We start from the raw sequence: 12,847 nt of genomic DNA, 5'->3' as shown, positions 1-12,847 counted from the left end.
GGCGGTGATCGTCGCCGACACGCTGGCCGAGGCCGCCGAAAAGGCAGTCGCCGCCTGGCGCGAAGCCACCAAGAACAAGAAAGCAGCCTGAGGGAGGTCGAGAAAATGGCAATCCTGCTCAACCGCAGCACCCGCGTCATCGTGCAAGGCTTCACCGGCAAGATCGGCAGCTTCCATGCGGAAGACATGAAGCGCTACGGCACCAAGCTGGTCGGCGGCGTCACCCCCGGCAAGGGCGGCCAGACGCATCTCGGCCTGCCGGTCTTCAACACCGTCAAGGGCGCGGTGCGCGAGACCCGCGCCGAGGCGAGCATCGTCTTCGTGCCGCCGCCCTTCGCCGCCGATTCGATCATGGAAGCGGCGGATGCCGGGATAAAGCTCTGCGTCTGCATCACCGACGGCATCCCCTCGCAGGACATGATGCAGGTCAAGCGCTACATGCGCCGCTACCGCTTCGAGGACCGCATGCGCCTCGTCGGCCCGAACTGCGCCGGCGTCATCACGCCCGGACAGGCGCTAATGGGCATCATGCCGGGCAGCATCTATCTGCCGGGACGCGTCGGCATTGTCGGCCGCTCCGGCACGCTGGGCTATGAAGCCGCATCGCAGATGAAGGCGCTGGGCATAGGTGTGTCGACCAGCGTCGGCATCGGCGGCGATCCCATCAACGGCTCGTCCTTCAAGGACATTCTGCAGCTCTTCGAGCGCGACGACGACACCGACGCCGTGGTGATGATCGGCGAGATCGGCGGCCCGCAGGAAGCCGAAGCCGCGATCTGGGCGCGCGACAACATGCGCAAACCCCTGATCGCCTACATCGCCGGGCTCTCCGCCCCGAAAGGCCGCCGCATGGGCCATGCCGGCGCGATCATCTCGGCGTTCGGCGAATCGGCCCAGGAAAAGGTCGAGATCCTCAAGGAAGCCGGCGTCGTCATCGTGCCGACCCCCGCCTCCTTCGGCGAAGTGGTGGCGGACACGCTGGCGCGGACGAAGAAGGCGGCGTGATCCAGCCCGAGCTTTTGAACCGGCTAGGAATACCAGGCGGTGGCGCGGTCTTCATGACCCGCCGCCGCTTTTCGTTTGGCAACGAGCACCGCAGGCAGCAACGACAACAGTCGCCGGGTAGCGCTAATTCCAAGGCCTTTGGAGAAGGTTTGGTGCGGTCGAGAAGACTCGAACTTCCACGGGTTGCCCCACAGCGACCTCAACGCTGCGCGTCTACCAATTCCGCCACGACCGCACGTGGTAGGAGCCGGAACCTTCCGGCCCGGGGCCTGTAGCAAATCGTTTCCGGCGAAACAAGTGCGCTGAGCGGAATATTCGTCGCTCATTTGCACAACCCTCTACGGCCCAGCTTCACACCGGTGAAACTGGACGTTTTGGCCGATTGCCGCCATATGAGAGGAACATCGAGAAAGTTCCATGACAGAACGCAGCCAGATCGCCACGTCGTTCCTGCCCCTGCCCGGCTCGGCGCCGGTGGAATGGGTGATCGAACCCGGCCTCACCTCCTATCCGGACGCGCTGGCCTTCATGGAGGCGCGCGCCGTGGCGATCCGCAGCGGTGCTGCCGGCGAGATGGTCTGGTTGGTCGAGCATCCGCCGCTCTACACCGCCGGAACCAGCGCGCGTGGCGAAGACCTGATCGATCCCGACCGCTTTCCGGTCTTTGCCGCGGGTCGCGGCGGCGAATACACCTATCACGGTCCCGGCCAGCGCGTGGCCTACGTCATGCTCGACCTCAAGCGCCGGCGCGAGGATGTGCGCGCCTTCGTCGCAGCGCTGGAGCAATGGATCATCGAAACACTTGCCGCCTTCAATGTGCGCGGCGAGCGGCGCGAGGACCGCGTCGGCGTCTGGGTGGTGCGGCCGGATCGCCCTGCCCTGCTCGACGGCTCGCCGGCCGAGGACAAGATCGCGGCAATAGGCATCCGGCTGAGGCGATGGGTGAGCTTCCACGGCATCGCCATCAATGTCGAGCCCGATCTCGGCCATTTCAGCGGCATCGTGCCCTGCGGCGTCTCGGACCATGGCGTGACCAGCCTCGTCGACCTCGGCCTGCCGGTCACGATGGCCGACCTCGACCTGGCGCTGAAAGCCGCTTTCGAGGATGTGTTCGGACCTGCCGCCGTTCCGACTGCGGAGCCAGCTCGGAAGGCCGGCTAAGCCGCTCCGCCTACGGGTGTGTTGAGATTCAGGTCAGGCCGAGTCGGAGTCGAAGACGGGCGCGAAGCGACCAAACAAGGCGGTTCCGAGAACCGGAGCGGAGCGTACTTATAGTACGTGAGCACCGGAAGCGCAGGAAGCCGACATTTGCAGGCCGGCCTCACCTGAATATCGACACACCCTACATGAGCTGCGCGGAAGCCCACAGCATCCCATAGCCATGGATGGCGAAGACCGCGAGCAAAGCGCCGGCCATGACCAATCGGTCGAAGGTCTTGATCGGCTTCAGCTCGTGGCGCGGCTTGACGCCGCTGCCCACGGTGATGAGGCTGAGGATCGAGAACACCGCGCCGGCGATCAGCAGGAAGCTCGGCGAGAAACCGGCCCGCCAGCCAAGCGCGAGAAGCGCGGACAAGAGCAGGAAGGACGCCAGCGCGAGTACCGCCGGGCCGGGGCAGATCTGGCGCAGCACCTGGCCGCCGTCGAATTTCCACACCGGCACCAGATTGGCGATGTTGAACAGCGATGCGCAGCCGGCAAGCGTGGCCAAAAGCGTCGCGGCCAGGCGATGTCCTTCGCTGCCGGCGAGGCCGCTGGCGGCGATCAGCACCGGCACCAGGAAAGCGGAGAAGCCGGCGCCCATCAGCGCCACGAAAGCAACCTCGAAGCGGCTGTCATAGGGCCTGCCGCCGATGGCAATGCCGCCAAGCAGCGGGATGAAGATCATGCGCGCCCGGCGATGTCCCGTCAGGCGGAAGGCGGCCATATGACCGAGCTCGTGCAGGGCGACCACCGAGGTCAGGATCGCGGCCAGCGCCAGCCCGCCGATATTGAGGCCGAAGAACGGCCACAGGATCAGGGCCGAGAGCACGGCGAAACCGATCTGGCTCAGCGGATGCTCGAACCAGCCGCCCTTGCGATAAGTGCCGGTTGCCGCCCAGACATCCAGCTTGCGTATCTCACGGCGCATGGCGAAGAAGCGAAAGACCAGGAAGGCAACGCCGCGATAGCGGTCGGTCTGGGTAAGCGTCACCCGCGTCGCATCGCCCTCGGGCAAAAGCGCGACGGTCTCGCGATAATTCGCCCAGAAGGACGGGTCGAGCGCCGTGTCCTCGATGACCGTCATCGAGAAGCGGCTGCCCTCGCCGACATCCTCGAACCGCGACTTGCGTTCGATCGGCCGCCCGTCCCGGCCATCCCAGGACAATCTGATCAGCGCCGTTCCCTCGCCGTCCAGCGGCTCGGCCGAAAGGATTTCCCCGGACCACCCGGCGTCGCTTCCGAACGGCCACAACGCCTGCCAGAGGCGCTCGCGATCGGCCTTGATCACGCGGCTGACCGTCACCGTGCGCGACCCGAGCGGCACGGTCATCAAAAGGAAGATCAGTCCGAGATTGCCGGCCACGAGGGTGACCGTGACGAAGACCGACACTTGGCTCCCCTGTCTTGGGCTCCTGTCTGGATGGGCAGCCTACGTCGGCGCGGCCAAGAAAGACTTAACAACAATGGCCGGGCTCTTGCCCATCCCAGGCGGGTTCTTGCCCATCCCGCAAGGGCGGGCCCTCGCCCGCCCGAAACAGCGGCGGCGAGGCCGCCTGATCACATGGCGCCGATCCAGATCGCCATGGAAACGAGAAAGGTGCTCATGCAAACCAGCGAGACGACATCCTGAACCAGATCAGACATAACTCTCTCCGTTGTTAGTATGTTCGTAATTTGTTCTAATTTTGTTCGAATGTCAACGACCGTCGATAGCCCGGCGGAGCGAATTCAGCCGGTCCGTTTGGGCAGAGTTAAGGAAAGGTTGACGAGCGATGAGGTTCGTTGCGCGGAGCCAGGCCAAACCGGAATTCGGATCAGGCTGAGTCGAGGATGGCAGGTTCCGAGAACTGGAGCGGAGCGTACTTAAAGTACGTGAGCACCGGAAGCGCAGGAAACTGCCGTCCGCAGGCCAGCCTCATCCGAATACCGGCTTGGCCTACAGGGGCACCACCTTGCCTTCGGCCAGCGTCACCCGCCGGTCCATGCGCGAAGCCAGCTCGTGGTTGTGGGTGACGATCAGCGCCGCCAGCCCCGATTGCCGGACCAGCGCTTCGAGCGCATCGAAGACATAGGAGGCGGTCGTCGGATCGAGATTGCCGGTCGGCTCGTCGGCCAGGAGCACCAGCGGTGCGTTGGCGACCGCGCGGGCAATGGCGACACGCTGCTGCTCGCCGCCGGAAAGCTCGGCCGGCCGGTGCTGCGCGCGCTTGCCGATCTGCATGTAATCCAGAAGCTGTGCCGCCCGCTCCGACGCCTCCTTGGGAGGAAGCCCCTTGATCAGCTGCGGCATCATGATGTTCTCGAGCGCCGAGAATTCCGGCAGCAGATGATGGAACTGGTAGACGAAGCCGATATCGTTGCGGCGGATCGCGGTTCGCTCTTCGTCGGAGAGGCGGCCACAGGCGCGGCCGGCGAGGATCACGTCGCCAGCATCGGGCCGCTCCAGCAGTCCCGCCGTATGCAGCAAAGTCGACTTGCCGGAACCCGATGGCGCCACCAGCGCCACCATCTCGCCGCGCCTCAGCGAAAAGTCGGCGCCGTTCAGAATGGTGAGCTTGCGCGGCCCCTGGACGTAGTGCCGCTCGACGCCCTTCAGCTCGATAATGGCTTCGGCCATCACTCGTACCTCAAGGCTTCGACCGGATCGAGCCGGGCGGCCCGCCAAGCCGGAAACACCGTCGCAATGAAGGACAGGCCCAGCGCCATAATGACGACATAGGTCGTCTCGCGCGGGTCCATCTTCGCCGGCAGCTGGCTGAGGAAATAGAGCTCGGGGTTGAACAGTATCCTGCCGGTCATCCACGAGAAGAACTGGCGGATCGATTCGATGTTGATGCAGATGACGACGCCGAGCAGCACGCCGGCGAGCGTGCCGGTGACGCCGATCGCCGCCCCGGTCATCAGGAAGATGCGCAGGATCGCGCCGCGCGAGGCGCCCATGGTGCGCAGGATGGCGATGTCGTGGCCCTTGTCCTTCACCAGCATGATGAGGCCCGAAATGATATTGAGCGCCGCCACCAGCACGATCAGCGTGAGAATCATGAACATGACGTTGCGCTCGACCTGCAGCGCCGAGAAGAAGGTCTCGTTGCGCTGGCGCCAGTCGACGAGATCGACCGGCCGCTGCGCCGCCTGCTCGACCAGCGGCTTCAGCGCATCGACATTGTCGGGATTGTCGACATAGATCTCGATGGTCTGCGCGCGCCCGTCCATGTTGAAATAGAGCTGCGCTTCCGAAAACGGCATGTAGACGATCGAGCTGTCATATTCCGACATGCCGACCTCGAAGATCGCGGCCACCTTGTAGCCCTTCATGCGCGGCGTCGTGCCGAGCGGCGTCACGTCTCCGTCCGGCGAGATCAGCGTGATAGTATCGCCGAGCACCAGCCCGAGGCTTTCCGCCATGCGCTTGCCGATCGCCACGCCCTCGCCGGTGTCGAAACCGTCGAGCGTGCCCTGCTTGATGTTGCTGGAAACGATCGAGATCTTGCCGAGGTCCTCGCCGCGGATGCCGCGCACCAGGGCGCCCGTGCCGCCGCCGACATTGCCTTGCGCCAGCACCTGGCCGTCGATCAGCGGGATCGCGTATTTGACGCCCGAGACGCCGTTGATGCGGCTCGCCACCTGGGCGTAGTCCTCCAGCGGCGAATCGAGCGGCTGCACGATGAGATGGCCGTTGACGCCGAGGATTCGCGTGAGCAGCTCGGCGCGGAAACCGTTCATCACCGCCATGACGACGATCAGCGTCGCGACGCCGAGCATGATGCCGAGGAAGGAGATGGAGGCGATGACCGAGATTACCGTCTCCTTGCGCCGCGAGCGCAGATAGCGCCACGCCACCATGCGCTCGAAGCCGGAAAAGGCGCCCGCTCCTGATTTGGCCGCTGTCGCCGCCTCGCTCATGCGGCGATACCCAGGCGCTTCTTGGCCTCGGCGATCGGCAGCGTCTCGCGCTCGCCCGACTTGCGGTTCTTGATCTCGACCTCGCCCGCCGCCACGCCGCGTGGGCCGACGATCACCTGCCACGGCAGGCCGATCAGGTCGGCGGTGGCGAACTTGCCGCCCGGCCGCTGGTCGGTGTCGTCATAGAGCACGTCCTTGCCGGCCGAGGTCAGCGCCGCATAGAGCTCGTCGCAGACGCGGTCGCATTCGGCGTCGCCGACCTTCATGTTGATCAGGCCGATGTCGAAAGGCGCCACCGCTTCCGGCCAGATGATGCCGTTCTCGTCATGGCTCGCCTCGATGATCGCCGCGACCAGGCGCGACGGGCCGATGCCGTAGGAACCGCCGGACGCATAATGGTCCTTGCCGTCGGGGCCGGTCACCTTGGCGTTCATCGGCTTGGAGTATTTCTCGCCGAAATGGAAGATATGGCCGACCTCGATGCCGCGCGCCGAAAGCCGGTCGCCTTCGGCGACCTTCTCCCAGGCAGCTTCGTCATGCATTTCGTCGGTGGCCGCGTAAGGCGTCGTCCATTTCGTCACGATGCCGCCGATCTCGGCATCGTCGGAGAAGTTGGTGTTCGCGCCCGGCACGTCGAGCGACAGATAAGCGCGGTCGCAGAACACCTGGCTCTCGCCGGTCTCGGCCAGGATGATGAACTCGTGGCTGAGGTCGCCGCCGATCGGGCCGGTATCGGCGCGCATCGGGATGGCCTGCAGGCCCATGCGCGTGAACGTCCTGAGATAGGAGACGAACATGCGGTTGTAGGCGGCCCTGGCGCCCTCGAAATCGAGGTCGAAGGAATAGGCGTCCTTCATCAGGAACTCTCTGCTGCGCATGACGCCGAAGCGCGGGCGCACCTCGTCGCGGAACTTCCACTGGATGTGGTAGAGATTGAGCGGCAGGTCCTTGTAGGACTTGACGTAAGCGCGGAAAATCTCGGTGACCATCTCTTCGTTGGTCGGACCGTAGAGCATGTCGCGATCCTGCCGATCCTTGATGCGCAGCATCTCCTTGCCGTAGTCGTTGTAACGGCCGCTTTCGCGCCAAAGATCCGCCGACTGGATGGTCGGCATCAGGATTTCCAGCGCGCCAGCGCGGTTCTGCTCCTCGCGGATGATCTGGCAAACTTTGTCCAGCACGCGCTTGCCCAATGGCAGCCACGAAAAACTGCCCTGCCCCTGCTGGCGGATCATGCCCGCGCGCAGCATCAGCCGGTGCGAGACGATCTCGGCCTCGCGGGGATTTTCTTTGAGAATGGGCAGGAAGTAGCGCGACAAACGCATGGACTGGTCCGTGAATGAAAATGGCCGCGCGGGGGAATCGGCGCAACCGAGGCTGCTTGCCCGGGCTTCATAGCCATTTCATGGCCGAATGGAAACCCGAGTGCCCCAAAGTATGGGGCCTTCTGCACCTTACCAAAAAGGCGATTTTGACCGCAAAGTGCCGCAAATGGCTTTTTGATCGATTCACAAGCAAGCCTTGCCGCACTATTGTGCAGTGCAGCACGATATTGCCCGTTTCCGGGCAAAATTCTTCGTGACATTTTCACCTGCCTTGGTCTAGTGTGCGCCGATAACCGAGAGGGCGGAGAAAAATCTGCTCTCCTACGCGGTCAAAGTCTTGGGAGGATGCGATCTAGGCGCGGTAACTCGCTGCCGCCGGACACCGGAAACGGATCGGACGCGTTTAAATTGCAAGGCCTCGTGCCTTGCATTTTTTTTGTGCAATCATCTGCTTAGCCCAGCCCTCTGCCAAACAGCTTGACAGTCCCGCGCTCGCGAAAATCGGAAGCCGGCTTCCGATCTCAACCCCTGCGCGCGCATGCTTCGCAATACTTGCGGAGACCGTGTTCTCAGCGTCAGTGATGGGTATTCGGACTAAAGTCCGGCATGATCCGCATGATGTCGTCGAAGCTGAATCCTAGCCCCATCGTCAGCCCGTAGAGAATACCCATCACGACCACCGTCACGACCGTCGCGCCCAGGAAGGCGCGCCGCATATGCGGCCCGCGCGGCGCGCTGGAAACCGTGCCAAGAGTGACATCCCTGTCGTCGTCCTGCGTGCGCAGGCTGAACGGCAGAACGATGAACAGCACCAACCACCAGGTGACGAAGAACAGCGCCGCGAACAGGACCCAGTTCATGCCTGCTCCAGTTCGACGAGCGTACCGAAGAAATCCTTGGGATGCAGGAACAGCACCGGCTTGCCATGCGCGCCGATCTTCGGGTGGCCGTCGCCGAGCACCCGTGCGCCGCTCGCTTTCAAATGGTTGCGGGCAGCCAGGATATCGTCGACCTCATAGCAGACGTGATGCATGCCGCCCGAAGGGTTCTTCTCGAGAAACGCCGCGATCGGCGAGGCATCGCCCAGCGGCTCCAGCAACTCGATCTTCGTGTTGCCGACATCGACGAACACCACCGTCACGCCATGCTCCGGCAGCGCCTGCGGCGCGCTCAATCGCGCGCCCAGCATATCGCGATAGGCAGCCATCGCCGCAGCCAGATCCGGCACGGCAAGCGCGACATGGTTCAGGCGTCCAAGCATAAAGCGCTCCGCTTTTAGGGGAGTAAGGGAGTAGGGCAGTAAGGGAGTAGGGAAAAAAGGCACAAGAAAGTAACCACTCATTCTTCCCTACTGCCCAACTGCCCTACTGCCCTACTCCCCTATTCCCTTGTTCGTCACCGCGTGACGAACACCGTCACCAGCGGCTTCTTGCCCCAGGCTTCGTTGGCGGCGGCGCGCACGGCGCGACGCACCGCTTCCTGCACCAGGTCGAGGTCTTTTCGACGCTGGCGCGGAATGGAGTCCACCGCGCCGATTGCCGCATCGAGCATCAGGTCTTCCAGCGTTTCGCCGCTGGCATCCGCCTCGGCCACGCCGATCGCCACCAGGTCGGGGTCGCCGGCGAGCTCGTATTTGTCGTCGAGCACGACATTGACCGCGACATGACCGGCGAAGGAGAGCTTGCGGCGGTCGCGTATGCCCATGGCCTGGTCGGTGCCGATCAAGAACCCGTCCTTGTACAGCCGGCCGAACGGCAGCTGGTCGATGATCGTCGCCGGGCCGGGCCAGAGTCTGAGCATGTCGCCGTCACGCACTTGCGCCACCTGGCCGATGCCCGACATCGACATCAACGAGCCTTGCGCCACCAGATGCGCCGCCTCGCCATGCACGGGAACGCCGATCTGCGGCCGCACCCATTCATACATCTTGCGCAATTCGCTGCGGCGCGGATGGCCCGACACATGCACCAACGCGTCGCCATCCTCGATGATCTTCATGCCGAGGTCGATCAGCCGGTTCTTGATTTCCAGGATCGCCCTCTCGTTGCCGGGAATGGTGCGCGAGGAGAACACCACCGTGTCGCCGGCCGTCAGCGCCACCGACTTCATCTCGTCGCGCGACAGCTTTGCCAGCGCGGCGAGCGGCTCGCCCTGGCTGCCGGTGCAGATGATCACCAGGTTCTCGCGCGGGATATAGCCATAGTCTTCCTCGGCGATGAACTCCGGCAGGCCATCCATGTAGCCGAGCTCGCCCGCCACGTCGATGACGCGCTTCAGCGAGCGGCCGAGCACCAGGCACTGCCGGCCGGCATCGCGCGCCGCGCGCGCTATCGAGACGATGCGCCCGACATTGGAGGAGAAAGTGGTGACTGCGACGCGGCCCTTGGCCTTCTCGATGACGCCCTTTAGGCCTTCGCCCACCGCCACTTCCGACGGCGACTCCCCTTCCCTCAGCGCGTTGGTGGAATCGCAGATCAGCGCCAGCACGCCCTTGTCGCCATAGGCGCGGAACCGCGCCTCGTCGGTCTTCGGCCCGATCGTCGGCTCCGGGTCGATCTTCCAGTCGCCGGTATGGATGACGGTGCCGGCCGGCGTGGTGATCGCCAGCGACATCGGCTCGGGAATCGAGTGCGCCACCGGAATGGCCTCGATCTCGAACGGTCCGATGGTGAATTTCTCGCCGGCCCGGTAGATGGACGCCGGTATCTTCGGCGCGTTCTGCTCGCCCTGCCGCTTGGCTTCGAGCAGGCCTGCGGTGAACGGCGTCATCCAGACCGGCGCCTTGAGCCTCGGCCAGATATCGAGCAGCGCGCCGTAATGGTCCTCATGCGCGTGGGTGATGACGATGCCGCGCAGGCCGTCGATGTTCTCCTCGATGAAGCGCGTATCGGGCAGGATGAGATCAACGCCGGGATGCGCGCTATCGGGAAAGGTGACGCCGACATCGACGACGATCCATTCGCGCGCATCAGCGGGCCCATAACCATAAAGGGCGAAATTCATGCCGATCTCGCCGACGCCGCCCAACGGCGCGAAAACGAGCTCGGCGTTTTCTCTATTCGCCATGAATTCTTTCCTTCCTGGCCGTCAGGCCAAGCCGTTGGAGCAATTCCGGGAAAACCGTAGTCAATGACTTCGTCCGGAACGGCGCAAAATAAAACTATACCCGGGCCGAGGCGACAGCGCCGAAATGCACGTCGCCCGCCGCGATCGTCAAAACCGATCCTTCATCGTCGCGGATCACGAAACGGCAGTCCTCGTCAATGGTTTCGAAGACGCCGCGCACCACATTGCCGTCAATTCTGACAGCAACCTCGCCGCCAAGCCCCGCCGCGCGGGCAAGCCAGTGTTTTCTGATGGCATCGAGCCCGCGCCCGTCGTCCCAGAGCCTGGCATTCTCGCTCCAGGCATCCGAAAGCGCCAGGAACAGCATTTCGGCATCGCAATCGGCGCCGAGCGCGCTGAGCGAGGTCGCTGGATAAGGCAAGTCCTCGGGATAAGCCGCGACATTGACGCCGATGCCGATGGCGACCGCGAAACGGCCGCCTTCCAGCATCGCCGATTCCAGCAGGATGCCGGCAAGCTTGGCGCCCGAGGCCAGCACGTCGTTCGGCCATTTCAGCTCGAAGCGGTTGCGCCCCTGGCTCGCGCCATCCAAGGCGACGGCGATCCGGCCTTTCGGCACGACGGCGTCGAGCGCGTCGGCCAGCGCCAGCCCCGCGACGAAGCCGAGGGTCGCTGCCAGCCGCAGCTCGCCGCCCGGAACCAGGAGCAGTGTCGCCGCAAGATTGCCTTCCGGCGTCGCCCAGGCGCGCCCGCGCCGGCCGCGGCCGCTCTCCTGCTTCTTCGAAACGACCCAGAGCTTGCCGGGATCGCCGGCGCGCGCGTGCTCCAGCGCCAGCGCGTTGGTGGAGCCGACGCTGTCATGCGCCTCGAGCCGGAACCCCTCCGACGCCGCGGTTGGAGCCAGCCGAAACGCCATCCCGTCAGAAGAAGGTCTTCGCGGCGGCTTCGGCGTAGCTGCCGATCGGTCCGCCGATCAGCACGTAGAACAGCACGAAGGCGCCGCTGACGCCGAGCACAAGGCGCAGCTCGCTGGCCATCGGAACGAAGCCGCCGACAGGCTCGTCGAACCACATGATCTTGATGATGCGCAGGTAATAGTAGGCGCCCACCACCGAGGCCAGAACGCCGATGATTGCCAGGGCGTAAAGATGCGCGTTGATGGCGGCGAGGAACACATACCATTTCCCCCAGAAGCCCGCGAGCGGCGGAATGCCGGCCAGCGAGAACATCAGGATGGTGAGGATGGTGGCCATGACCGGGTTGGTCGAGGCGAGACCGGAAAGGTCGCTGATCTGCTCGACATTGCCTTCCTTGCGGCGCATGGCGAGGATGAAGGCGAAGGTGCCGAGCGTCATCACCAGATAGATCAGCATGTAGATGGCGACGCCGCGCACGCCGGCCTGGCTGTTGGCGGCAAGGCCGACCAGCGCGTAGCCCATGTGGCCGATCGAGGAATAGGCCATCAGGCGCTTGATGTTGGTCTGGCCGATGGCCGCGAACGCGCCGAGCGCCATCGAGGCGATCGAGATGAAGACGACGATCTGCTGCCAATCGGCGGCGATCGGCTTGAAGGCGCCCATGGTGACGCGCACGATCAGCGCCATCGCCGCCATTTTCGGCGCCGCCGCCAGGAAGGCGGTGATCGGCGTCGGCGCGCCCTCATAGACGTCCGGCGTCCACATGTGGAACGGCACGGCCGAGATCTTGAAGGCGAGGCCGGCGAGCACGAACACCAGGCCGAAGACGAGGCCGAGCTGGCGCTCGCCGCTGCCAAGGGCCGTCGCGATCTCCTGGAAGCCGGTGTTGCCGGTGTAACCGTATACGAGGCTGATGCCGTAGAGCAGCATGCCCGAGGACAGCGCGCCGAGGACGAAATATTTCAGGCCCGCCTCGGTCGAGCGCAAATTGTCGCGGTTGATCGCCGCCAGCACATAGATCGCCAGCGATTGCAGCTCGAGCCCGAGATAAAGCCCGATCATGCCGTTGGCCGAGATCATCAGAAGCATGCCGAGCGTGCAGAGCAGGATAAGCACCGGGAACTCGAACTTGTCGAAATGCTCCTGGCGCGCAAAGCGCATCGACATCACCAGCGAAACCGCCGATCCGATCAGTGCCAGCATCTTCATGAAGGCGCCGAAGGCATCCTGCACGAAGGCGCCGCCATAGGCAGCGCCTTGCCCGCCGGAGAAGGCGAGCCAGAGTCCGGCCACCACCAGCACAAGGACGGCCAGGCCGGTCACGGTCATGGTGTTGTTGGAGCGCGAATAGGCTCCGATCATCAGGAGCACCAGCGCGCCGACAGCGAGGATCAGTTCCGGCGTCGAGAGTGAAAGGCTGGAGAGAAG

11 protein-coding genes and 1 tRNA gene are annotated in these 12,847 nt (G+C 64.3%); 2 read left to right on the top strand and 10 right to left on the bottom strand.

Going from position 1 to position 12,847, the window contains the following annotated elements; all coding sequences use genetic code 11:
- Positions 1–105: 105 nt before the first annotated feature.
- Entirely contained in the window at positions 106–1,005 is a 900-nt protein-coding gene (sucD, locus tag EOA27_RS05035) for a succinate--CoA ligase subunit alpha (protein ID WP_095815516.1), read from the top strand.
- A 150-nt stretch (positions 1,006–1,155) separates the two neighbouring features.
- On the opposite strand, the gene EOA27_RS05030 is transcribed toward sucD, so the two are convergent.
- Positions 1,156–1,240 (bottom strand) — tRNA-Leu (locus EOA27_RS05030).
- Positions 1,241–1,422: 182 nt separating this feature from the next.
- On the opposite strand from EOA27_RS05030, the gene lipB reads away from it, so the two are divergent.
- Positions 1,423–2,166 carry a lipoyl(octanoyl) transferase LipB gene (gene lipB / locus EOA27_RS05025; protein ID WP_127255659.1) on the top strand — a complete coding sequence of 248 codons (744 nt, stop codon included), beginning with the start codon at positions 1,423–1,425 and terminating at the stop codon, positions 2,164–2,166.
- Between the two features lie 181 nt (positions 2,167–2,347).
- Here the strand turns inward: lipB and EOA27_RS05020 are convergent, their stop codons facing one another.
- The 9 genes from EOA27_RS05020 to nuoN form a co-directional block, all read right to left on the bottom strand.
- Complete coding sequence (locus tag EOA27_RS05020) at positions 2,348–3,598, bottom strand: SRPBCC family protein (RefSeq protein ID WP_126082123.1); 1,251 nt, start codon at positions 3,596–3,598, stop codon at positions 2,348–2,350.
- Between the two features lie 546 nt (positions 3,599–4,144).
- The gene (locus EOA27_RS05015; protein WP_189343105.1) at positions 4,145–4,828 is read right to left on the bottom strand and encodes an ABC transporter ATP-binding protein; all 684 of its coding nucleotides are present in this window, start codon (positions 4,826–4,828) and stop codon (positions 4,145–4,147) included.
- On the bottom strand, positions 4,825–6,111 hold the full coding sequence (locus tag EOA27_RS05010) for a lipoprotein-releasing ABC transporter permease subunit (protein WP_126082122.1): 1,287 nt from the start codon (positions 6,109–6,111) through the stop codon (positions 4,825–4,827). Before EOA27_RS05010 ends, EOA27_RS05015 begins: the two co-directional genes overlap by 4 nt.
- Positions 6,108–7,436 (bottom strand): proline--tRNA ligase, encoded by a 1,329-nt coding sequence (gene proS, locus EOA27_RS05005; RefSeq protein WP_126082121.1) that lies wholly within the window; start codon positions 7,434–7,436, stop codon positions 6,108–6,110. Before proS ends, EOA27_RS05010 begins: the two co-directional genes overlap by 4 nt.
- Positions 7,437–8,011: 575 nt before the next feature.
- The gene (locus tag EOA27_RS05000; protein WP_127255657.1) at positions 8,012–8,296 is read right to left on the bottom strand and encodes a DUF1467 family protein; all 285 of its coding nucleotides are present in this window, start codon (positions 8,294–8,296) and stop codon (positions 8,012–8,014) included.
- Positions 8,293–8,697, bottom strand: a complete 405-nt coding sequence (gene mce / locus EOA27_RS04995; RefSeq protein WP_126082120.1) for a methylmalonyl-CoA epimerase — start codon at positions 8,695–8,697, stop codon at positions 8,293–8,295. Before mce ends, EOA27_RS05000 begins: the two co-directional genes overlap by 4 nt.
- Before the next feature lie 134 nt (positions 8,698–8,831).
- Positions 8,832–10,502 carry a ribonuclease J gene (locus tag EOA27_RS04990; RefSeq protein ID WP_126082119.1) on the bottom strand — a complete coding sequence of 557 codons (1,671 nt, stop codon included), beginning with the start codon at positions 10,500–10,502 and terminating at the stop codon, positions 8,832–8,834.
- 94 nt (positions 10,503–10,596) lie between these two features.
- Complete coding sequence (locus EOA27_RS04985; RefSeq protein WP_126082118.1) at positions 10,597–11,418, bottom strand: biotin--[acetyl-CoA-carboxylase] ligase; 822 nt, start codon at positions 11,416–11,418, stop codon at positions 10,597–10,599.
- Between the two features lie 4 nt (positions 11,419–11,422).
- Positions 11,423–12,847: NADH-quinone oxidoreductase subunit NuoN (gene nuoN, locus EOA27_RS04980; protein WP_127255654.1), on the bottom strand; the 1,425-nt coding region annotated here is incomplete at its 5' end.

It is taken from the genome of Mesorhizobium sp. M2A.F.Ca.ET.037.01.1.1, from assembly GCF_003998075.1.
GTDB lineage: Bacteria > Pseudomonadota > Alphaproteobacteria > Rhizobiales > Rhizobiaceae > Mesorhizobium.
Note: the sequence above shows the minus strand (reverse complement) of the source record. Positions and strands in the feature narration are given on the sequence as shown.